Origin of the sequence: Parasynechococcus marenigrum WH 8102, from assembly GCF_000195975.1 — a bacterium.
In the GTDB taxonomy this organism is placed as follows: Bacteria; Cyanobacteriota; Cyanobacteriia; order PCC-6307; family Cyanobiaceae; genus Parasynechococcus; species Parasynechococcus marisnigri.
Window position 1 is genome coordinate 620,179 of the sequence record NC_005070.1, and the last position, 22,227, is coordinate 642,405.

General features: G+C 53.6%; 20 protein-coding genes. 7 read left to right on the forward strand and 13 right to left on the reverse strand.

Annotated features, from left to right (window positions below):
* Nucleotide 1: 1 nt before the first annotated feature.
* Entirely contained in the window at nt 2–1,399 is a 1,398-nt protein-coding gene (locus tag TX72_RS03110) for a class II fumarate hydratase (RefSeq protein WP_042504173.1), read from the reverse strand.
* A gap of 34 nt (nt 1,400–1,433) precedes the next feature.
* Here TX72_RS03110 and TX72_RS03115 point away from each other — a divergent pair, with 34 nt between their 5' ends.
* The 3 genes from TX72_RS03115 to TX72_RS03125 all read left to right on the forward strand — a co-directional run bounded on the left by TX72_RS03115 (nt 1,434) and on the right by TX72_RS03125 (nt 4,058).
* Nucleotides 1,434–1,997, forward strand: coding sequence for a DUF1997 domain-containing protein (locus TX72_RS03115; protein WP_011127505.1), 564 nt, complete (start codon nt 1,434–1,436; stop codon nt 1,995–1,997).
* Nucleotides 1,998–2,059: 62 nt separating this feature from the next.
* A complete protein-coding gene (locus TX72_RS03120) occupies nt 2,060–2,842 on the forward strand; it encodes an ABC transporter permease (protein WP_158305717.1) in 783 nt (260 codons plus the stop codon).
* Nucleotides 2,835–4,058 carry a KpsE/RkpR family capsule polysaccharide export protein gene (locus TX72_RS03125; protein WP_148228755.1) on the forward strand — a complete coding sequence of 408 codons (1,224 nt, stop codon included), beginning with the start codon at nt 2,835–2,837 and terminating at the stop codon, nt 4,056–4,058. Before TX72_RS03120 ends, TX72_RS03125 begins: the two co-directional genes overlap by 8 nt.
* A gap of 170 nt (nt 4,059–4,228) precedes the next feature.
* On the opposite strand, the gene TX72_RS13110 is transcribed toward TX72_RS03125, so the two are convergent.
* Nucleotides 4,229–7,171 (reverse strand): rhamnan synthesis F family protein, encoded by a 2,943-nt coding sequence (locus TX72_RS13110; protein ID WP_011127508.1) that lies wholly within the window; start codon nt 7,169–7,171, stop codon nt 4,229–4,231.
* A complete protein-coding gene (locus TX72_RS13780; RefSeq protein WP_148228756.1) occupies nt 7,168–8,076 on the reverse strand; it encodes a hypothetical protein in 909 nt (302 codons plus the stop codon). Before TX72_RS13780 ends, TX72_RS13110 begins: the two co-directional genes overlap by 4 nt.
* 54 nt (nt 8,077–8,130) lie before the next feature.
* Here TX72_RS13780 and TX72_RS13785 point away from each other — a divergent pair, with 54 nt between their 5' ends.
* Both TX72_RS13785 and TX72_RS13790 read left to right on the forward strand, forming a co-directional pair.
* The gene (locus TX72_RS13785; protein ID WP_148228757.1) at nt 8,131–9,237 is read left to right on the forward strand and encodes a hypothetical protein; all 1,107 of its coding nucleotides are present in this window, start codon (nt 8,131–8,133) and stop codon (nt 9,235–9,237) included.
* Complete coding sequence (locus tag TX72_RS13790) at nt 9,224–10,525, forward strand: sulfotransferase family protein (RefSeq protein WP_148228758.1); 1,302 nt, start codon at nt 9,224–9,226, stop codon at nt 10,523–10,525. The genes TX72_RS13785 and TX72_RS13790 overlap by 14 nt, the downstream gene beginning before the upstream one ends.
* Nucleotides 10,526–10,553: 28 nt before the next feature.
* Here the strand turns inward: TX72_RS13790 and TX72_RS03140 are convergent, their stop codons facing one another.
* The 8 genes from TX72_RS03140 to TX72_RS03175 form a co-directional block, all read right to left on the reverse strand.
* Entirely contained in the window at nt 10,554–12,683 is a 2,130-nt protein-coding gene (locus tag TX72_RS03140; protein WP_158305718.1) for a glycosyltransferase family 2 protein, read from the reverse strand.
* Between the two features lie 248 nt (nt 12,684–12,931).
* Nucleotides 12,932–13,999: a dTDP-glucose 4,6-dehydratase gene (rfbB, locus tag TX72_RS03145; protein ID WP_011127513.1), complete on the reverse strand. Its 1,068-nt coding sequence runs from the start codon at nt 13,997–13,999 to the stop codon at nt 12,932–12,934.
* Between the two features lie 5 nt (nt 14,000–14,004).
* Nucleotides 14,005–14,913 (reverse strand): dTDP-4-dehydrorhamnose reductase, encoded by a 909-nt coding sequence (gene rfbD, locus TX72_RS03150; protein WP_011127514.1) that lies wholly within the window; start codon nt 14,911–14,913, stop codon nt 14,005–14,007.
* Nucleotides 14,913–15,500: a dTDP-4-dehydrorhamnose 3,5-epimerase gene (rfbC, locus tag TX72_RS03155; protein ID WP_011127515.1), complete on the reverse strand. Its 588-nt coding sequence runs from the start codon at nt 15,498–15,500 to the stop codon at nt 14,913–14,915. Before rfbC ends, rfbD begins: the two co-directional genes overlap by 1 nt.
* Nucleotides 15,490–16,431 (reverse strand): glucose-1-phosphate thymidylyltransferase RfbA, encoded by a 942-nt coding sequence (rfbA, locus tag TX72_RS03160; RefSeq protein WP_011127516.1) that lies wholly within the window; start codon nt 16,429–16,431, stop codon nt 15,490–15,492. Before rfbA ends, rfbC begins: the two co-directional genes overlap by 11 nt.
* Nucleotides 16,432–16,488: 57 nt before the next feature.
* Complete coding sequence (locus TX72_RS03165; RefSeq protein ID WP_011127517.1) at nt 16,489–17,010, reverse strand: methyltransferase family protein; 522 nt, start codon at nt 17,008–17,010, stop codon at nt 16,489–16,491.
* A gap of 39 nt (nt 17,011–17,049) precedes the next feature.
* On the reverse strand, nt 17,050–17,424 hold the full coding sequence (locus TX72_RS03170) for a hypothetical protein (RefSeq protein WP_011127518.1): 375 nt from the start codon (nt 17,422–17,424) through the stop codon (nt 17,050–17,052).
* Between the two features lie 3 nt (nt 17,425–17,427).
* A complete protein-coding gene (locus TX72_RS03175) occupies nt 17,428–17,988 on the reverse strand; it encodes a 1,2-dihydroxy-3-keto-5-methylthiopentene dioxygenase (RefSeq protein WP_011127519.1) in 561 nt (186 codons plus the stop codon).
* 47 nt (nt 17,989–18,035) lie between these two features.
* On the opposite strand from TX72_RS03175, the gene cobI reads away from it, so the two are divergent.
* Nucleotides 18,036–18,767 (forward strand): precorrin-2 C(20)-methyltransferase, encoded by a 732-nt coding sequence (gene cobI, locus TX72_RS03180; protein WP_011127520.1) that lies wholly within the window; start codon nt 18,036–18,038, stop codon nt 18,765–18,767.
* On the opposite strand, the gene TX72_RS03185 is transcribed toward cobI, so the two are convergent.
* Together TX72_RS03185 and dusB are read right to left on the reverse strand one after the other, a co-directional pair.
* Nucleotides 18,740–20,752 (reverse strand): glycosyltransferase family 2 protein, encoded by a 2,013-nt coding sequence (locus TX72_RS03185; protein ID WP_011127521.1) that lies wholly within the window; start codon nt 20,750–20,752, stop codon nt 18,740–18,742. The genes cobI and TX72_RS03185 overlap by 28 nt on opposite strands.
* On the reverse strand, nt 20,749–21,741 hold the full coding sequence (gene dusB / locus TX72_RS03190) for a tRNA dihydrouridine synthase DusB (protein WP_148228845.1): 993 nt from the start codon (nt 21,739–21,741) through the stop codon (nt 20,749–20,751). The genes TX72_RS03185 and dusB overlap by 4 nt, the downstream gene beginning before the upstream one ends.
* Here dusB and TX72_RS03195 point away from each other — a divergent pair.
* Nucleotides 21,740–22,216 (forward strand): DUF1823 family protein, encoded by a 477-nt coding sequence (locus TX72_RS03195; protein ID WP_011127523.1) that lies wholly within the window; start codon nt 21,740–21,742, stop codon nt 22,214–22,216. The genes dusB and TX72_RS03195 overlap by 2 nt on opposite strands.
* The last annotated feature ends 11 nt before the right edge of the window (nt 22,217–22,227 follow it).

Sequence of the window (22,227 nt, forward strand, 5' to 3'; positions counted from 1 at the left end):
GTCAGCGGTGGGGTGAGGCCATCGCGGCTGGATCGATCAACTGGTCAAAGCGTTCGTCTGTGATCGCTCCGGATTGCATGGCGGCCTCTCGAAGCGTCAGTCCGTCTCGGTGGGCGTGCTGGGCGATCGCACAGGCTTTTTCGTAGCCGATCTCCGGCGTCAAAGCCGTCACCAGCATCAGGGATCGCTCCACGTAAAATGCGATCCGGTCACGGTCTGCTTCCATCCCGGTCAACAGATTCAGCCGGAAACAGCGGCAGGCGTCTTGCAGCAGACGGATGCCCTCGATCAGGTTGTAGCCGATCAGGGGTTTATACACGTTCATCTGGAGATGCCCCCCAGCACCAGCTGCCGCGACGGCTGCATCCATGCCGATCACCTGGGTGCAGACCATCGCCATGGCCTCGCACTGGGTGGGATTCACCTTTCCTGGCATGATCGAGCTGCCCGGTTCATTGGCCGGCAACAGCAGTTCCCCCAGCCCAGCCCTGGGTCCGCAAGCCAGCAGGCGGATGTCATTAGCGATGGTGAGCAGCGTCACGGCCAGGCGCCGCAGCTGAGCCATGGTCTGCACCAGGGAGTCATGGCCCGCCATGACAGCAAACAGGTTGTCCGCCGGCTGAAAGTCGGATCCCGTTCGGCTGGCGAGTTCAGCACAAACCTCGTGGGCAAATCGGTCCGGCGTGTTCAATCCACTGCCGACGGCTGTGCCTCCGAGCGGCAGAGCCAGTAGGTCTTGATGGGCTGTGGTCAGCCAATGGGCGCCGTCGCTGAGTCGGTCGCGCCAGGCGCTGACTTCATCTCCAAGGCGAAGCGGCACTGCGTCCTGCAGATGGGTCCGCCCGATCTTGATGATGTCCTGCCAGGCAACGGCCTTGGCATCGAGACTCGCGATCAGCCGCTTCAGCTCTGGCAGCAGCTCCTGCTGCAGCTGCAGAGCCGCAGCTACATGGATCGCTGCCGGGAAAACGTCATTTGTGGACTGAGACCGGTTGATGTGGTCGTTGGGGTGGAGGGGACGGTGCGAGCCGAGGTTCTCTCCGGATTCCTGAGCAGCGAGGTTGCTGATCACCTCATTCACGTTCATGTTCGTCTGCGTGCCGCTGCCGGTTTGCCAGACACTCAGAGGAAAGTGATCATCTTGCTGGCCTGTTTGGATTGCCTGGCCCGCCCGTTCGATCAAGGCCACCTGTTGGTCGTTCAACAGACCATGGCGACCGTTCACCGCGGCGCAGCACTGTTTGATCCGTGCCAGGGCATGAATCAGCTCCGCTGGAATCTTTTGATGACCAATGGCGAAGTTGTTGAGAGATCGCTGGGTTTGGGCTCCCCAGAGCGCTGCAGCGGGGACGTCGACACCTCCAATGCTGTCGTGCTCCTGCCTCATCGGTTGGCCCATCTGAGAATGCCGATCCCAATCGACAATCGTATGCATGCCCTTCGCCTGCCTCGCTGAGGCCAGTCATTGCTGCACGGTTGCGCTGCCCGGTGGCGAGAAGGCTGTGCTGCGGCGGTTTTTCCAGCGCCCGAAGCGATCAATGGCCGCCCTGCTCACCCGACAGCGGATGGACTGCAAGGGCGATGGTCGCTTCCTCTACGCATCGCGGCCGTTCCAGATCCTGCGTTTTGAGATCAGGCCAGAGGTGCTGTTTGCCGCGCATTGGTCGGATCAATCCCAGGGACTTGAGATTGCCTTTGAAGACTGCTGGATTCATGGCCTCGGCGCTATGCAGAACGCCATCCGCTTCGAGTGCACGGCGTTGCTTGTCCCCAAGCAGGAGGGTGTGGAGGCTCAGGCTCGAGCGGCAGTTGTGCTGTCATCGGACAGTCCGTTGATCGCGCTGCCGAATGGCCTGCGCCGACGTTTGGCTGAGCGGGCGTTGCAGCTGGTGTTTGCGCGGCTGGAGCGACGCTGCCAGGGCGGGCTGAAACGGGCCTTGCTGAATTGGATCGCGGAAGATGCAATGGGGTGTATTGATCGCAATCGTGAGAGTTAAAGTCTTGCGACGCATCCGGTGACATGATCAAAATGCGAGCCGGACTTGTCGAACAGATCAAGTTGACGCTTGATCGTCTTTGGTTGCAAATCAGAATCGTTCTCGCGCTTTCTGAAACGGAGTTCGTCCTCAGAGCTGAAAAGGGATCCTTTGGTGCTTGGGGTGTTCTGTTTGAACCCCTGGCATTGATATTGACACTACTGGCTTTAAGAATTTTTATTCGGTTGAAGTCTACGGATTTCTTGAATCCTGTGCTCTGGCTGACGTGTGGAATCGCGCTCCTTTATATGTTCAGGAAAATTGGAATCAAGGCGCTGACGGGGGTTTCAAAGCGTCAGAAATTCTTTTTCTATCGTCGTATCCGTCCACTGGATACTTTGCTGGCGTCAGCGCTGATTGAAGCGAGAATTCATGGGGCAATTTTAGTCTTCGTCTTCATCGGCGTTTCATTTTGGAGTTGGCAGATCAAGTTGGACGATCCGGCTCTAGTACTAATCGATTTCCTTTTGACCGTTGCCCTGGGATTGGGTATTGGTATCAGTGCTTTGGTGATCGGTCATCGCATCCCGATTGTCAAGGTCTTGACAAAATTTGGAATCAATCGCTTGCTTCTCTGGACGTCTGGAATTTTTTATGCCGTATACACACTTCCAGGCCCAGTTCGTCCGTTCGTGACTTGGAATCCATTGCTGCACTCTGTTGAATTGCTACGCCATGGCATCAATGTGGCCTATCCCATACCTGGTATCAGCTTGCAGTACTTGCTTGTGTGCAGTTCTCTGAGCTGTGGATTTGGACTACTGTTTTATTTCCTCAATGAGGCTCTGCTTCTTGCCGATGACTGAACAGCCCCGCGTAACACCAACGGCTGCCCCGCGACTGAGGCTGGGTGACGGTGTTCGTCGTATCGAATCCTTTACAGGCGTCCAAACCAGTTCGCTCCTGCCGAGGCTTCGCTCTGGGCTTCAGGGAACATGGGGGAATCTGTTTAATGTTGGGACTTTAGCGGTCGCTTTCGTTGCCATCTCGGGGGTGTATTGCTTCGGGATTGGCCGTGATCGCTATCAAGCGACATCTGAATTCGTAATCAAGCAGCCGATGCCGCCGGCGACGGCAACAACAACAGTTTTGGGTTCAATGCTCAGCTCCAGTGTTCTTTCATCGCTTGAGGATGGACGCTACTTGCAGGTTTATTTGAAATCCAATGCTGTGAAACAGGCTGTCTTCCCTGATTCTTCAGCCTTCAAGTCGACCTATGCGCCTCAGGCTCCTGATCGATGGAGTGGCCTGCGTGATGATGCCAATGAGCAAGAGCAGCTTGCATTTTTCCAACGGCAGCTCGAGGTGACCCCACAAGAGCTTTCAGGAACCATTCTACTGTCAACCAGTGCCTTTACTGCTGATGCTGCTTACCAACTTAATAACAATCTTCTCAAACAAGCGCAACGCTTTGTCAACGAAGTGAATCAGTCAATCAGTGCTGATCAGCAGAGCTTTGCTGAGGAACAGGTGGCCTTAGCTAAAACGCGCTTGAAAAAAGCCGGTGATGCACTGGAAGACTTTCAGGATCGTTATGGCCAATTGGATCCGCAGGGTGAACAGAATGCCACAACTGGTTTCATCACTGGCTTGGAATCTCGGCTAGTCGATCTAAAGGTCGAGGAGGCCAGTCTTCGTCGCCAGTTTCGTGATCCCAATGCACCTGAGGTGGCTCTTGTTAGCGATCAAGTGCGAGAACTGGAGCGTCAGATTCAGGAAGAGCGACAAAAAGCAGTTGGGTCAGGTGGACGCGACCTAAATAAACTGGCCCGTCAAGCTTCTGGTTTGCAATCAGATGTGAATTTTGCGAGTGAATCTCTAAGCTCGGCTATGCGTGCAGCTGAAAACAGTAGGATGGAGAGTCAGCGTCAGCTGAAATTCATTGTGATGCTAAGCAAGCCGCAAATGCCCTCTGGACCTGAGACATCGTGGCGTTGGAAGGCTTTCCTATCGTGCCTTGGTGTTTTGATCGTGGTCTGGGGTGTAGGAGGATTTATGCTGACGGCATTGCGGCGTGATTAAAGATTAGTGTAATCAATACTTTTTATATCGATCGGTTGTGATTTTGTTTTTAGAGATCAATTGAAAAGGCCTATTGGGAGTTTGGATGAGAATGATTCGTTCCGAGCTTATAGATTAAATTGTTTTCCTGAATGTTATTGGTTTCGTCTGGAAAGTTGTGTTTTCATTGTTCAATTATCCTGCTGCACTCGTTTTACTTCTTCCAGGTAATTTTCTATTTGTCGCGCTAATCGACGATTGCCGCGACGGATGGTTTCCTTCCAGTCTTTAATGTCTACCTCATGAGGGTTGTCTCGAAGCAAGCTAACCTTGATGAAGGGGAACTCATGATCCTCAATGAGTGATTTCCATTCAGCATGAAGAATATTGCCATTTGCATTCTTTGAATAAAGGCTTTCAAGAGTCATCCCATTCTCTTTGAGAAGAACAGAGAGTCCGACCTCATAGTTTTTGACAATGCTGCGTTTTTCATCCCAACACATTATGTTGTCCCAGAACTGCCAGAATGACGGACAAGAAACAGCGCGACGTTTAAACATTAGAAATGCAGATTGTAGATGGGGTTCGTACATGAGATTGTCCGTTAAACCAATCACATCCGCTTGGCTATTGGCAAGGCGATTGATCATGCCTGTTAGGGGACGAATCGGACCCCAAAAACTATCGTTACTGAGCAATACAGATTGTCTTTGATCGATCAGATCTCGACAAAACCTTAGACCAGTCATCCAGCTTCCAAAGTCATATCCTTCATTACGTCGAATAATGAGTCCATCACAAACGCTCCTGAGCGTAGTTAATTCACGGGGGTGGTGTAGTAAGGATGGTGTTGCGGCAACAACTTGGACGTAAAAATAACGCCGATACTTCCTTAAAAGATCAAGAATGTCAGAGCGAATTGGTTTGTCGTTATTGGAGGCATATTGCGCAAAGATCAGTGGTATACGTTTGTCATTCTTTCTTGCCGGACGCCTCCAAGTCAACAATACTTCTTCTCGTGCTGGCCTGAGAGGAACCACTTGCTTCAGGATTGGTTCGTATCTTGTTGAATGATGATGAAGGAGGGGGCTGGTTAATGGATCACCTTGTGCATAAATTTTTTTATGCTTTAGGCGCAGACGTCCTGATTCACGTTGATGTCGTGCCCAAGCTAATCCAACTTGATCTTTACCGCGGCTAATTGACTCGTAGTGAGTGATCGTTGCATGTGGCGTCACAACAACGCTACCCCCTGCATCCCTGAGTCTGAGGCAAAGGTCGACATCATTGAATACAACGGCGAGTTTTTCATCAAATCCACCCACCATGTCAAACCGCTCGGCTTTCACCATCAAGCAGGCTGCAGAGGCTGCGGAAAACTCCTCTTGTGTTCTGAGAGGCAAAAGGCTGGCAATCACTTCTTGCTCAATAAGATGCTTGCCAGGTTCAAGAACGCAACGACGCTCACCAGGAATAATGAGAACTCCTTGATGTTGGATGCTGCCATCGGGGTAATTAAGCCTCGAACCAACGGCTACAGTTTTGGGATGTGCAAAGGGATCTAGAAGTACATCAAGAACACTTTCGGAGATAAACTTGATATCATTGTTTAGGAAAAGTAGAAAATCTCCTCTGCATAACTGGCGGGCTTTGTTATTTAGTCGCGAGTAATTAAATTTTTCGTCGAGGCGTATGCATTGAATATTGTCTTCCTTGATGGCTTCTCTGATCCATTCTTTTGTGGCATCTTCGACACTTCCGTTGTCAATTAAAACGATTTCATAGGTGCATTCTTTACCGGCATTAAGCTTGATCGAGTCAACACATACTCTTGTTAGTTCTACTTGATCTCTAAATGGAATCAATATGGATACCAAGGATGATTTATCTGTAGGACGAGACAAGTCATGGCATCCTGCCTGTAACGGGTTGGGCTTGAGCCCACTCTCTATTCCAAAATATTGTTTGGCATGCTGACTTCTGATACGACCGATCTCATCTAAATGCTGATCACTCAATGGGCATCGCTCTCTGGGCCAGCCTTGTTCAGGTATTGAAGGATTCTGAGAGCTTTGATGCTTGACGAGCGCTTGATGACAGTGGGTTGTCTTGATCGGATTGCGAGTTATCTGTAGGAGTACGTCCAGACGCAATGCCTCTAGGCAGGTATAACTAGGAGCAAATTTACACCGCTTTAATAATAGATCATAGGGTAGCGTTAGCAGCCCTCCAATGCCTCCGCGGGTACACAGACGAATGGCTGATACTGGGCTTCGGTATTGCCGATGTTCATATCCGAGCCCATCATTCCAAAGTTGGTAAACAATAATGTCATCGCAGGTCAACACAGTGTCCACTTTTGTTTGTTGGAGTTGTCCCGCTAAAGCATGTAGGGCTCCATTGGCCAACATATCGCTGGCATGACAAATAGTGATCCACTCTGCAGAGTTCTCTCTTAGCAGATTTGGCAAAGAATTCATATTTGCCAAAGAGCAAGAAACCACATCGTTCCAACCACCTACAACAGCTAGTGATTGTGCTTGGTGTGTTGTTCCATCAATGACTAAAAGTAGATGCTTTGTTGTTAAAACGGAGGAATTTATTGCGGGTAACTTTGTTGGATGATATCGATCAAGGCCTGTCGCAACAGATTCTTGCCGACGGAAATGATCCCACCCCTCCGTCGCGAGATGTTCGAGCAAAGAGATTTTATTAGTGCGTGTAATTTGTCTCTGTGTTTTGTTCAGGCCTGCCTCATAGGCTCCAATGGGTATTGGCGGTAGATCTCCGTAAAGAGACAGATGACCATTTAAAATCTGATTAAGCGTCCCACTCACTAGTAACTCATTGATTGATAAGAGGTGCCGATGTTGAAGTAGTAAGGGAATTTTTTGAATTCCATCTTCCAGTGGGTTCCATGTTGTTGGCTCCAACAGCAGGGAAATGGGTAAATATCTTGGGTTAAGTAGATGACAGTCTAAATAATCATGCAAGCTTGCAAGATCTGATTTGATTAAATCAAGATCTATGCCGATACGTTTGAATAGTTTGAGTTGTTTTTGTATAGAGCCAATAGAGATTTTTCCATTTCTCCAATCTTGAAAAGATTTTGACCAGTGATCGTTGGGATTCATTGATTGTTCTTGCTTGCCAGTTTGAGAAGTTGTCGTACTAGTGCAGGGAATAGCCCCCCTTTGTCAGAAGTTATGACCTCTAATTGTCTTTCTGTCTCGCTCATGTTCGTTCCTGACTCTTGACTCACTACCTCATCATGATCCCCTCTTAGATTATGATCTTCTATCTCTGGCTTATTAGATATCGGTTGATCCGATAAGGATTCTTTTAACTCTTTGTTCTCTTCTACAAGGAGTGCATATTTAGCTCTTTGTTTTCTTAGAGATTTTTGCAGTCGTTCGTTTTCCCGCACAAGGCAATCATAGTTACTTTGCATCTGCGTTAATTGATTTAAACTATTTTCAACTTCTTCAAAACTTGCTTCGCGGTCTAGGTTGACCTCCCACCAGTCCATGAGTGCGAGATCAATCAATGAGCCTTGGCTCAACCTTTGTAGATAGTTGCTGTCAGCTTCCAGGCCAAATAAGTGTGATTTTAGTTCTAGATCAAGGTAAATATCAATAATTCTTGGTTCTTTTCTCGCAATCTCTAGGCTTAGTAAGCTTGAAAGGGACTTGGGGCTGGGAAAGTTAATACTTTTATCTAGCAGTGGATTCTCACCATTACAAAGTCTTATGATTGATGTACTGTCAAGTGAATTCAGGCGCCAACTTGACGAGATATTTTTGTATTTTGCAGATAACAAGGATAACTCTTCATAATATGCGCGAATTTCATTGCATGTTGTTGCGGTGCTTTCTTCGAGTCGTTTTTGTTCAAGCACTTGATTGGGAGCCGAATAAATTAATAGCACATTTTGAGGTTCATTATCAGAATTGATCGATGTAAGTGGTTTAAGTCCTGCTTTGGCTAGTTTGTCTCTTAGCGATGAAAGAATATTTGTTGTCGAATACCAGTACTGCATTTGATTCCTGATCCTTACACGCAGTCTATAATGCAGAAAGCTCTCGAAGCTCACATGACGTCCAGTCTATGCCTAAGTGTATTAATAGGCTGTCCCGCCTCACCAACGCTTCTCCCTGAAAACCCTTGTTTGATTATTAATGCCGAGTCAATCGATAGGAAAGAATTGATTGCTCAGGAATCTTTTTGTGCACATTATCGTGAATTGTCGGCCGACGATGTAGTACTCCTCAATCAGACGGTGATATCAGAACTTGATCATCAGATTGTTGAATGGCATAGTTTCTCAGACAGGCGATTTAATGGGCCTTCTCAATTATCAGAATTTTCCGAACAATATCCAAACTTAAGATTAGTTGAGAGCAGGAAGATTGAAGGGATCACTCTTTCTACTGTATTGGTGGATCAAAAAAGTCTTTCAGATCCACTTTCAACCTTTGAGCTTATTTTACGTGAGGGTGATCCGTTAGTTGTTCTTCAAAGTGCAAAGGAGTGGTTGGCCCGATGTACTCGCATCACTTTGCGTGGTTTAGTCACTAGCTCTAAATCTCGTGAGGCTGCTGAGGCATTTTTGGGGGCATCGGGCTTTTGCAAATCATCGGTTGATTCTTGTGTATGGACTCCTGAGCTTGAGGTGTCGTCACTGCATCTATCCTTAATCAGATGTGGTTTGTTGGCCTTATTTAATGCTGATGTCTATCGAGAACTATATCCTCAGACGCAGGAAATGACAGATGTTGAACTGATTGACCACTGGTTATCACAGCCTGATTTTCGAGATGTATCTAAAATAATGAAAGATGCTACTCAACGTAATCCAACTCCTCTCGCTGAATTGACGGACCAAGATCCCGCACTTCAGTTGTTGCAGAACATTTTTCCTTTTGATTTTTATCGTTCTCAAAGAACAGATCTCTCACAGATCCCTAACAGAGAGTTGATCAATCACTATTGGACACATGGGCAATATGAGGGAATTGATCTCTCGGAATCAAATGTCAAAAATGTTCTCGGTAAAGATCAATCTTTGCAAGTCAACCGACTGAATACTCGTATTCATGAACTAGAGCATCTTTTATCGTGCGCTAACGCACAGATTAGTGCAATGCAGAAATTGATTGTTAGTTCACGAGATTCGGGAGCTACCAATGAACAATACTGATCAGATACTTGCCTGTCGCGTCTTGGCGAATGATTATTTATCAGGAAGATGGCAGAAAGTTACCAATACAGTACGTTCTCTGAACGATTCAGCTGAATGTCGTAATTGTTCCACTTTCAGTGACTTCGCGCGATTTCTTTTAAGTTTATCTCCTTCTGAAATTTTGAAGGAGGATTGGAAGCCTGCTTTAGTGCCACAACGTACCTCTTTTACTGAGGCACGTCTTCGGTACTGCGCAACTCATTTGCTTGGTGCTTGTAATAATTTTGCGTGCAGAAATGATCAACAATATCGCTATAGGCTTCAATTATTTTGCCTTAGCTTAAGTGACTTGCTCAAATCTGATGCTGATTTTATACTCATTTCTGATATATTTTCATTTTCCGACTCTTTCATATCACTTAGTCAGAGTATCCGTATATTCTATTTGGCTTATAGGCGTCGTTTGCATGAGTCATTTCCTCAACAGATGACGGTTGTTTTAGGGATGCACCGTAGTGGAACATCAGCGTTAACTGGACTGCTTGGTAATTTTGGTATTTCAGGACCTAATGATCCATTAGGTGCCACCGAAAATAATCTGTTGGGCTATTGGGAATCTACTTCTTTAGTCACTTCTTCTGATCAATTTTTGTTGTCTCAACATAGCCATTGGTCGCAACTTTACCACTGGTCTTTTGGTTGGTGGAAATCAGCGGCGGCTCTAGACTGGATTGATTCTTATTGGCACGATTTGCAAAATGCTTACAATACGAATGAACACTTTGTCTTGAAAGATCCTCGCCTTTGTATTCTGTTCGAGGGCATGATTCCATGTCTAGTTGAGTCTCTAGTGCAGTTAGATTTTTTGTTGATATTACGTTCTCCTGTTGAGGTTGTTATTTCTTTGTGCAAGGCAGAAAAAATCTCTCCATACGACGCTCTTAATTTGTGGATTGGCTCAGTATTTCGCGCAGAATGTATGTCACGTCCGTATTCTCGCAATATTCTCACGTACTACCAGCTCCTTAATAGTCCACAAGCTATTGTGGATTCATTGGGCCTGAGCTGGAATCCAAGCCTTATGGAATCAAGGCTTGATCAAGCAACATCTTTTTTAAGACCCTCATTGTACCGAACCAAGGTTGATAACGTAAGGGAATCGTTTGTGGCTACAAATCCTGAGTTGACTAGTCTTCTTGTTTTGGCTGAACAGATTTTTGATTGTTTTCAATATCCAACCCCAGATATTGCTCTTACATCAGAGAAATTAAAGTACCAGTGGCTCGAAATCTTGGCAGATCGTTAGCAAACGCTTCTGTAAATAACTTTGCAGCCTACTGTCGCAGATAGTAATCTTTCATCCTCCTGAAATTGGACCTCAGTTCAATTCCTTGCTTGACGCTTTCTGGTGAAGTGTTAATACTAAAGTCTTCATGAATCTTTGTTAGATTTGGATTGTAAAATAAATCACTTGGTAGCTCCCCATTGCTTTGAATGTCGTATTGATTTAGCATGAAGTTTATCTCTCTCTTGAAACGTTCTTTCTTTTCGGGAGAATCTTCAGTTCCGCGGGATATTGATTCGTGGTGAAACAGCTCAGCATACGGGGTGAAAATATTTCGATATCCTCTTGCGTGAACCCTCATGCAAAAGTCGACATCGTTAAATGCGATTGTGAGGTCTTGTTCATTGAGGCCGCCTACCTCGTTGAAAATTTCTCTGCGAATTGCGAGACATGCTGCAGTTACTGCTGTCATCTGTTGAACATATTGAAGTCTGTCGACATAACCCGGACTATCTCCCGGAAAGTACTTATGGGCATGACCGGCGACTTGGCCAATTCCAATAACTACACCTCCATGCTGAATAGTCCTATTTGAATAGTATAACTTTGCACCGACACATCCAACATCTGGCCTTGAAGTGTGGGAAACAATTTCTTGGAGCCATTTGCTAGAGATGACCTCGACATCATTGTTTACCAGGACAACAATATCTGCTGTTGATTTTCTGACTGCATAATTATTGATGGCCGAGTAGTTGAACTTCTTGTTGTATTTTATGATGTTTATTTTTTCGCCGTGCACCCTCTTCAGATTCTTGAATAGATTCTTTGTGGCGACTTCTTCGCTCTGATTGTCAACTACGGTGATTGTATAGTTCGTGTAGGTCGTCTTGGTAATGATTGAATCCACTGCGAGATTTAATACCTCTGCTTGATCTCGAGTGGGGATAATGAGCTCAACAGAGGGTGACTTATCTGGTATGTGCCACTGGCAGGTGAATCGGTTCTTGGCCTTGATTCGGGCTGTCGCCCTTACGCCTCCACGTCGATGCTGCTCGTCCAGGAAATGCTGGACTGCCTTATGACCGCTTTCAGTTGTGTAATCCTTGCTGTCTGGGTTGCTGGCGGTTGATTCGGAATGTGCTCGCCAGTGGTACAAGACTCTAGGGATGTGAATAATTTGGTCCGGGGAAGATTCCAGGACAGTCCTGAGTGCAAGATCGTGATCTTGGCTTCCCTCGAAGCCAACTCGGAAGCCACCAATTTGTTTGAGGATCTCCCTTCTGTAAACACCCAAGTGTGAGATGAAATTGTAAGACAATAAAAGATCGATGTTGAAAGCTGGCTTGAAGTGTGGGCATGCACGCATTCCATCGTCGTTGATCTTGTCTTCGTCGCTATAAATTAAATTTGCTTGAGGTTTTTTCTGCAACTCACGTGCAACCCAGTAAAGAGCATTGTCTGCAAGGATGTCGTCGTGATCTAGTAATGCTACGTATTCTCCTGTCGCCATGCGAAGTGCGTCATTGCTGGCTTCACATATGTGGCCATTCTTTTCGCGAAAGATAAGTTTTACTCTAGGGTCTGACGATTGATAGCTCCTGAGGATTGTCTTGACGCTCACCGCGCTGGAGCTGTCATCGCAGATGCAGAGTTCCCAGTTGGGATAGCTTTGACGGCAGACACTTTCAATGCATTCGCGAAGGTGATTACTGTTGGTATTGTAGGTAGGAATAATAATGCTGATAAGCGGGGCGTCTTGATTTAGCTCAAGCCATTCCCTGATTTGCTCTTCATTGTGGTCGAGTTCTGGTTCAATCTCTTTTATATAGTTCTCATATCTTTCGTCTGTCTCTTGTTTGGTTGGTTTGTCGGAAGGTGTTTTTGGCCAGTTTTGATGCCTGATCTGCGCCAATCGATAAATCTGTTCTGTTCGCCAGGTAATTTCTTGCGTTATTGAGTGCGTCTCATGCGCGTCTGCGTTGTCGTTTTCCTTCGGTTTTCTTGTCGTCCATTGTCTTAAAACATTTACAATCGTATCTGCGGTTGTAGGTAATACTGAAAAGGTCGCATTGATTGGTCCTTGCCCGCTGATTGGTCTGATCTTGACTCTGCTCCTTTGCAGGATGACGATTGGAAGCGCAAGGCACTGCTGTGATCTTGTGCTTTGGATGGGCACGGTGAATGTTCTTGCCAGCGATTTGTTGGGTCCAACGGGCTCTATGGAGACGGAGCAAAGCGTTGGGAGCCCTACCGCGTTGATTGATAATCGAAGCAGGTAATATCCTTTGGCTATCCCTTTGCGTGTTTCGAAGTAACAGTCTGCGTGTTCGACGTGATATTCTCCGTTGCCAATTAATCGTATGTTGCTTCTAACCCAATCCTGTCGAAGGGAAATGTTTCCTTGGCTTTCTGGTAGTTGTTCCACTACAGTTTTTTGTCGCCGTAGTGTGCGATGTACCACTGCACGGTCTTTGCGATGGCTTCATCGAAATCATGCCTTGGTTTCCACCCCAGCTCGGTCTCAATCCGAGTCGGATCAATGGCATACCGACGGTCGTGGCCGGGACGATCCGTCACTCGTGTGATCAACCTCGCATGGGGTGCTCCGTCCGGTTTTAGCTGATCCAAGTGGCTGCAGATGCACTCCACCACCTCACGATTGGTTCGTTCTCCATATCCACCGACACAGTAACTGCGGCCTGATGCTCCTTTGCATGCGGCGAGCAGCAGGGCATCGACGTGGTCTTCCACATACAACCAGTCTCTGACGTTCAATCCATCGCCATACAAGGGGATTGGCTCTCTGGCAGCAGCTTTCAACGTCACGACAGGAATCAACTTTTCGGGAAATTGCCAAGGTCCGTAATTGTTGGAGCAATTCGTCAACACCACTGGCAATCCATAGGTGTGGTGCCAGGCGCTCACTAGATGGTCACTGGCCGCCTTGCTGCTGGAATATGGACTTCGCGGGTCGTAAGGCGTCGTCTCTGAAAAACGACCCTCTGCGCCCAGGGAGCCGAAGACTTCATCGGTGCTGATGTGATGCAGGCGGAAGTTCTCTTGGCGTTCTCCGCTCAAGCCCTCGACATGCTCCCGTACAGCCTGCAGCAGATTGTAGGTCCCTGTCACGTTGCTCTCGATGAACACACCAGGGCCTGCAATTGAGCGGTCCACATGACTTTCGGCCGCCAGGTGCATCACCAGGTCGGGATCCGCCGCCTTCACCGCCTCACGAACAGCCTTTGCATCCGCAAGGTCCACCCGTTGCAGTTGATGGCGCTGCTTTGCTCCATCTCCGAGCTCGCTCAGCACCGCCTCAATCGAGGTCAGATCGCTGGCGTAGCCCATCTTGTCGAGGTTGAACACGATCGCCTCGCTCTCCTTGAGCAGGCGCCGCACCACGGCCCCACCGATAAATCCAGCACCTCCTGTCACCAGTACCCGCCGTCGGGATCCCAGCAGCTCTGCAGCAGTCGGCATTGAATTGGTCATCGGGATCAAGGGTTCGTGGGGATGGCCTGCAGCACATCCTTGAGGGCTGCCCGCCAGGGCTGGGCCTCCAGTTGCAGTACTTGTCGGCTGGCCTGGCAATCCAGCAACGAATAGCCGGGACGAGTGGCTGGGGTTGGATAGTCAGCTGTGCTGATCGGATTCACCGTGGCGGCGCGCTGCAGCAGGCCAAGGTCCATCGCCAGCTCGCCCACCGCGACGGACACGTCGTACCAGCTGGCGGCACCGCCATCACACCAGTGCAGCACAGGGGGGAGTTCCACCTCATCGCGGCTGCTGGTGATCACCGCCCAGCACGCCGTCGCCAGGTTCAACGTGCTGCTCGGGCAGCCCACCTGATCGGCCACCACCCCCAATTGCTCTTTCTCACGATGCAGTCGCAGCATCGTGAGTGCAAAGTTTTTGCCCACCGGACCCATCACCCAGCTGGTGCGCAGCACCACACCTTGGCCACTGGTCCCAAGCAGCTCTTCCACCGCCTTCTCTCCGCTGGCCTTGCTGGCGCCGTAGACCCCCAGGGGATCTCGGCTTTGATCCACCCGGTAAGGGGAGCCCTGCTGACCGTTGAACACAAAGTCGGTGCTCAGCTGCAGCATTCGGCCGCCGTGCGCCTGGATCGCTTCTGCAAAAGCGCGCGGTGCGCCTCCATTCACGGCATGGGCCAGCTCCGGTTCCGCTTCTGCCTTGTCCACTGCGGTGTAAGCCCCGGCATTCAGCACCCAATCGGGGCGGTGCTCCTCCACCACCTGCCGGCATGCCGTTGCATCAGCCAGGTCGAGTGCCACCAAGCCATTGCCGCCGCTGCGGCTGCTCGCCACCAGTTCAATGCCATCAGGCATCCTTCCAATCAAGGCCTGCCCAAGCTGCCCCGCTGCACCGGTGAGCAACACCTTCATCAGAAGACGTCTCCAGCTGCCTTGGCCTGATCCAGTGTTGGAGCCTCTGCATCTTTGCCCGAAAGGCTCACCTCAGCTCCGCCCAGCAGATCCAAAGGCCAACGGATATTGATGCTCGCGTCGTCCCAGCGAATGGCGCGTTCACATGATTTGTTCCAGAACCCCCTGGCCTTGTATTGCACTTCAGCCACAGCGCTCAGGGTCAGAAATCCATGGGCAAAGCCCTCAGGGACCCAGAGCTGCTGCTTGTTCTCTGCACTCAACTGGGCACCCACCCACTGCCCAAAGGTGGCTGAGCCCTGGCGGATGTCCACCGCCACATCAAATATCTTCCCGACGCTGGCACGCACCAGTTTGGCCTGCGGCTCCGGCTCGAGTTGGTAGTGCAACCCCCGCAGCACCCCCTGCACGGAGCGGGAGTGGTTGTCCTGCGAGAACACCACCGCTTCTCCAACGGCCTCATCGAACCTGCGCTGATTCCAGCTTTCAAAAAACCAGCCCCGTTCGTCTCCGAAAGCCTGGGGGCTGATCAGCAATGGTCCTTCGATCGTTGCCCCCTGAGGGCTCTGCATTTGCTCAACCTGCATGGGCCGGTACCTCCAAGCTGCTCTGCAACGCCGCGTGGTCGCTGATGCTTTCCTCCAGCAGCTGCAATAAGTAGGTGCCGTAGCCGCTTTTCTTGAGCGGCTGCGCCAGGGACTCAAGTTGCTCACCGCTGATCCAGCCTTGTCGCCAGGCCACCTCTTCCGGGCAGCCCACCTTCAGGCCCTGGCGGTGCTCCAGCGTGCGGATGTAGCCACCGGCATCGTTGAGGGAGTCGCAGGTGCCGGTATCCAGCCAGGCCATGCCCCGACCCATCAATTCCACCTTGAGCTTGCCGTCATCCAGATACATCTGGTTGAGATCGGTGATCTCCAGCTCACCGCGGGCTGAGGGCTTCACCTGCCGGGCCCGTTCCACCACCGTTGCGTCGTAGAAGTAAAGGCCGGTCACGGCGTAACGGCTCTTGGGTTGTTTGGGCTTTTCTTCAATGCTCAGCACACGTCCATCTGCGTCAAATTCCGCGACGCCGTAACGCTCCGGGTCGCTCACTGGGTAGGCAAACACCGTTGCACCTTCCGCTCGCCCGTCACTGCTCACCAGCTGTGGCACAAGGTCGTGACCGTGAAACAGGTTGTCTCCCAACACAAGAGCTGCGGGTGCCCCATCCAGGAAATCAGCGCCGATGAGGAAAGCCTGCGCCAACCCATCCGGGCTGGGCTGCACGGCGTATTGAATGGTCATGCCCCAGCGACTGCCATCGCCAAGCAACCGCTGAAAGGCCTCCTGATCATGGGGTGTGGTGATGATCAACATCTCACGGATCCCCGCCAGCATCAGGGTGCTGAGCGGGTAGTAGATCATCGGCTTGTCGTACACCGGCAGCAATTGTTTACTCACCGCCTGGGTGATCGGATGCAGCCGCGTGCCACTGCCCCCGGCCAGGATGATTCCCTTGCGGCGAGAGGGATGAGACACGGTTTCTCGAAAGTTGGCGATATTTCAGCACAGGAGAGGTGTGGGAGAAGGCAACGCTCAATTGCGCCAGTCGAGCCAGGGGAGGCCAGGGGCAATGGCCGGTGTTGTTGACCGGTACACCGCATATTCCGGATGCAGCTGAAGGAGAGATCGTTCCTCCCGGCGGGCTTTGCCCCCCAACACCGCCACGAGCCCCATTAGCAAGATCAAGTGCAGAAGACTGCCGATGGAGAGCGCCACGCCCAGCGAGCAGAGCAACACGGCCTGGTACATCGGGTGCCGGCAGCGTTGGTAGGGCCCCTGGAGGATCAAGCGGTTTCCCTGCTTGGCTTCAGGCAATGGAGACAGGCTGCTGCCGAGGGCTGTAAAGGCTTGCGCTGCTACACCAAAGCCGCTCAAAAGCAGCAGCACGCCGACGATGAAGACGGGCCGGGGCCACATGCCCAACCCCCAGTCGGCGGGGGCAGGCCAGGGCGGTAGCAGGTGTGCCGTGATCAATAGCAACTGGGCGAGTAGGAACCACTCGCCGCGGCGGTTATCGAGCCAGCCTCCCCAGCTCAGTCCCCAGCCAGAGAACATCCCGTTGCCCCTGATCAATGCCCTGACGCTACGGCGTTGTTAAAGCTCGTCTCGAACCAGTTGTTGAGCTGTCTTGTCATCCAGTGAGCTCAGGTCGCAGCTGTCCGTCAGCTCCTGACCCAACAGATCAGCAGCCTTGCGGACCTGGGGGTTCTCCAGCACGGCAGCACTGATACCCATCTCTTGCAGGGCGATGGCAGTGGCTTGATTGGCCTGCTGTTGGGACAGCTGCTCCCTTCTCACCAGACACTCGCCATTGGCCAGCGACCCAGCGGCAAAGGCGCGGATGCTGCGGGCCAGTTCCAGCCGCGCCACCTTGCGGATGGTCTCCGGTGACATGGTCTCCGCTCGCACCATCGGTGCCCAAAGGGCCAGCCCACCGATCAGCAGTCCGATGGGCGTGATGCCAGCCATGGTTCAGTCGAGCCGTGGAAAACGCTCAGCGATGGAGTCGCCCGTGAAGGTCGCGACCCAGCCTTCGCTGTTGTTGAAAAAGCGCAGGGCGCAGAACGATGGGGTTGGTCCCATGTCGAACCAGTGGCGGGTCCCGGCCGGGACGCTGATCAGGTCGCCGCGTTCACACAGCGTCACCAGCACCTCCTTGTCGATGTGCAACGAGAACAGCCCCTGGCCCTCAACGAAAAAGCGCACCTCGTCTTCGGCGTGGGTGTGTTCCGACAGGAATTTGTTGCGCAGAGCCTCCCTCTCCGGGTGATCCGGCGTCATTCGGATGGCATCCACCGTTTGATAACCACCATCCCTCTGGACCCTGGCCACCTCTGAGGCGTAGGTCGTCAGGATCGTGCTCTGATCGGCATCTGGGGGTAGGGCATGGGCAGCAGGCCACTGCTCAAAGCCGACACACCGGTCGGCCAGTTCAGCCTGGATCGAGGCTGGGTCGTTGCAGACCAGCTTCGGCAGTGGAAGGGCGCCATCACCGCCATCCCCGTGGTCTGGAAAGATGCTGAGACGACTCATCGCCGGGCTCCCGGAGGACCGTTCCGCTGTCCATCATCAACCCGACCGTGCCCGCCGGCCTCACGCTGGTGGGGGTTGGCCCCGGCGATCCTGAGCTGTTGACGCTGGCGGCGGTGCGGGCGATCGAACAGGCCGATGTGGTGGCCACACCGGTGGCCCGTGAGGGGAGCGCCAGCATGGCCGCCACCATTGCCTCCCACTGCATCAGTACCAAGCAGCGCCTGCTGCCGTTGTTGTTCCCGATGGTGTCGGCAGCTAGACCCAGGCGTGAGGCCTGGCATCTGGCGGCCGATGCCCTCGCCGCGGAAGTGAAGGCAGGACAGGCGGTTGTGCTGCTCTGTGAAGGGGATGCCTCCCTGTTCGCCACCGGCAGCTACGTCCTGCTGGCGCTTCAGCAGCGCCATCCTGATTGCCCCACGCGGGTGATTCCAGGCATCACGGCGATCTCCGCCGCAGCAGCTTCTGCGGGCTGGCCCCTCGCCCTGCAACAGGACCAGTTGCTGGTGATGCCCTGTCCCGAGACACCTGATGCTCTGACTGGTCTGCTCGAGACGGCAGCGCAGCATCCCAGGGTGCTGGCCTTGATGAAACTGGGCCATCGCTGGGCCTGGGTTCGTCCTCTGCTGGAGCGCCAGAACATGCTCAGTGGAGCGCTGTTCGCTGAACGGGTGGGTTGGCCAGACCAGATCGTTCGCTCAGCTGGTGACATTGAGGCGAGTGAGCGCCCCTACTTCTCCCTGCTGCTGGTGCGTCAGGGCTGGCCCGACGTGCTGCCCTGAATTCCAGGGCGTCGTGGCACCAGGGAGCGGTTGAACGCTCCAGGAGTTGATCCTCCCAGGAGCAGCCGTTTCAGCAGCATCAACAGCCCCAGCACTTCCCGCCGTGGCCGCCGTTCCGGCCAAATCCCATCGCAGCAGAACAACCAGCGGATGAGGCTGTGCTGCTGTCGCTGGTTGAGCTCCCCCCAGTGAAGGCTCACCCGATTAGGTTGGGCCTTCAGCACCACGACCGGTAGAGGCGGCACGTCAGACGTCCATTGCAATTTACTGCTGGCAACGAGGGGTGTCAGGGCTGTGGCAAAAGCCAGCTCCACACCGCTTTCACTGATGGCAGTGATCCGGCACGGATGGCGATGCCCCCCGGCATCGATCAGCTCGGCGGCGTGATCCAGGCTGAGCCAGGGGGAGGGATCGCTCTGGGGAGGATCCCAGCAGGCGCGCAGGGCCACCATGGTCCCCAGCAGGTTCAGCACCGCCCACACCAGCCCCAGCTGAAGCGGCCCGAGTTCGTCCCAGCCCTGGAGGATCAGCTGTTGGATCAGCCCGAGGAGATTCGTCAGGTTGAGCAGGCTCAGCAGGATCAGGGGCAGCGCCAGAAACCAGGCCCAGCCGCCCTGGGAACGGTGGCGATGCTTGGGGGTGACCCGAAAGCCCATGGAGGATCCGAGCACGTGGCTGATAAGGGTTACCACCAGCGGCACGGTGAGCACCCAACTGGTCAGTTCGGTCAACAGGGCCGAACGGCTGTGGCGATTCAGCCAGCCGATGCTGAGCAGCACTGTGCCCCACAGCGGCAGCATCAATTCGACGATGGCCCGCTGGTCGAGGAGGATCGGTGTGATGCCGAGCAGGCCGTAGCTCAGCGGCATCAGCATCAGCACCAACCTCGGCAGGTTGTTCAGCCAATGGACCACACCCTCCAGGTAGGCCAGCCGTTGGCCCAGGCTGAGGCCACGGGCCTGCAGCGGCCCCTGTGGTAGCCGCAGGCTTTGCAGGGTGCCGTTGGCCCAGCGTTGCCGCTGCCGCACGAAGTCCGCCATGGATTCCGCAGCAAGTCCTGCGCTGAGTTTCTGCTGCAAGTACAGCAACCTCCAACCCTGCTCGCGCAGGGCAATGCCGGTGACGTAGTCCTCCGACAAGGCCGCTTCGACAAAGCCGCTTACCTGATCCAGGGCCTGGCGGCGCACCACAAAAGCAGTGCCGGCGCAGACCACGGCCCCCCATCCGTCCCGCACCGGCTCGATCCAGCGGTAGAAACTTTCTTCATCCGGCAGCAGCCAGGATTCCAGCCGCAGGTTGCGCATCACCGGATCGGCGTTAATGAACGACTGCGGGGTCTGCAGCAGAGCTACGTCGGGCTCCAGCAGAAAGCCGATGCTGCGCTCCAGGAAGCGGTGCTGGGGGATGAAGTCCGCATCGAATACCGCCACGAGCTCGCCGTGGCAACGGCGAAGGCCTGCGTTGAGATTGCCCGCCTTGGCATGCCGCCGTTCGGGACGATGCTGATAGCGACAGCCAAGTCGCCTGGCCAGCTGTCTCACTTCCTCACGACCGCCGTCATCCAGCACCCAGACCGTGGTGTGGGGATAGCTCTGCTGCGTGCAGCCCAGGAGCGAACGTTGCAGCACCGCCAGGGGTTCGCCGTAGGTGGGCACCAGGATGTCCACATGGGGTCTCCAGTTCGAGGCCTGCCACGCCTGCTGGCGACTGTCGGCTTCCTGGCGACGGTCGGGGAAGCGGCGCCAGGCCAGCCACAGTGGCAGCAGACCGGTGATCAGCAGCCAGCTCTCCGCCAGCAGCAACAAACCGCTGAGGCTCGTGGACACCGTGCTGTCGAGATTGAGGCTGGCGGTGCAGCGCCAATGCAGATAACGGAAGGTCAGGCCACTGATCAACAGGATCAGGCTGCGGCGGGCCCATAGAGGAGACTCCGCTTCCGGCCGCTGGATGAGCGCCAGCGGCCAGAGCAGCAGCAGCAGGCTCACTCCAGGGCCAGACGTTGGTTCTCCAATAACGCTAGGGCGTCCTCTGGGGTGGGAGCGCGCATCAAGGCATGACGCAGCTGCGGAGCTCCGGGAAAGCCGGTGCAGGTCCAGCCCATGTGCTTTCGGGCGATCAACAGGCCGTGTTCACCGCGGGCTTCCACCAGCGCCAGCAGCTGCTCCCGGGCCAGGGTCAGGCGGGCTGCGGGGCCAGGGGTGGCTGGAATCGGCAGGCCCTTGAGTGCCGCATCGATCTGCCCTACCAGCCAGGGGGCTCCCATGGTTCCGCGACCCACCATGACGCCGTCGGCGCCTGTCTGGGCCAGGCAGCGCTGGGCATCCTCGGGAGTATTGATGTCTCCGTTCGCGATCACCGGAATGGTGAGGGCCTGCTTAACGGCGGCGATAGCAGCCCAGTCCGCCTTGCCTTTGAACCCCTGCTCGCGGGTCCGGCCGTGCAGGGTGAGCAGTTGCGCACCGGCTTCCTGCAACTGCCGGCACCAGGTCTGAGGGGCGGCGTCACTGCCGCACCAGCCGAGTCGTGTCTTCACCGTGACGGGCAACCGCACGGCGTTTGCCACGGCTTCGATGATCCGGCTGGCGAGGTGGGGGTCGCGGATCAGTCCTGATCCGCCGCCTTTACGGGCAATCTTGCGCACCGGGCACCCCATGTTGATGTCGATCAGGAATGCTCCTGCGTCTTCGGCTCGGCGGGCTGCATCGGCCATGGCATCCGGGCGGTGATCGAACAGCTGCACCCCGATCGGGCCCTGTTCGTCGCCGAGTTCCTTCACCTTGCCGCGCCCGAAGCCAAGCTCAAGGCTGGTGGCATTCACCATCTCTGTGAACAGCAGGGCATCCGGAGCCCAGCGGCGCACCAGATGACGGAAGACACGGTCGCTTACGCCGGCCAGGGGGGACTGCAGCACGCGGCACTCCAGCCGCCGCGCCGTGCCGGACCCGGAAAGCTGCAGCGGAGTGGAGGCGAGCATGGTCACCATGCTGCCGACTCACGTGAAAGATCTCTGGCCGATTAGCCGGGCATTGCTGATGCAGATCCTGGAGGACCGTTGCAGCGACCGTTTTGTCTGTGAGCGGATCTGGGAGCGCCTGGGTTATGTCGAGGCGGATGGAACTTGGAGTGCAGGTCCCGAGACACCTCTCGATTGGAAGGAAGCCTTTCCGGAGGGGCCACAGCTGATTGCGGAACGGCCGGCTTCCGTGCGCCTGACCCGCTCGATCCCGAAGCAGCACAAGCAATTGCTGAAGCAGCAACTGCAGTTTCAGGGCTACCGCATCGGTGAGCTCTACCCGCGACGGACCCGCCGCGCCACTGCCGTGAACTGGCTCCTGGCCTGGCTGGCGCAGCTGGAGATGCCCCTTGCGGAACAGGGGCCAATGGCTCCCGAGTGTCCGGTGCCCATGGATCCGGTCGCTGGTCACCCCGGCGACCTGCCGGTGGCTTGAACCAGGCGGTG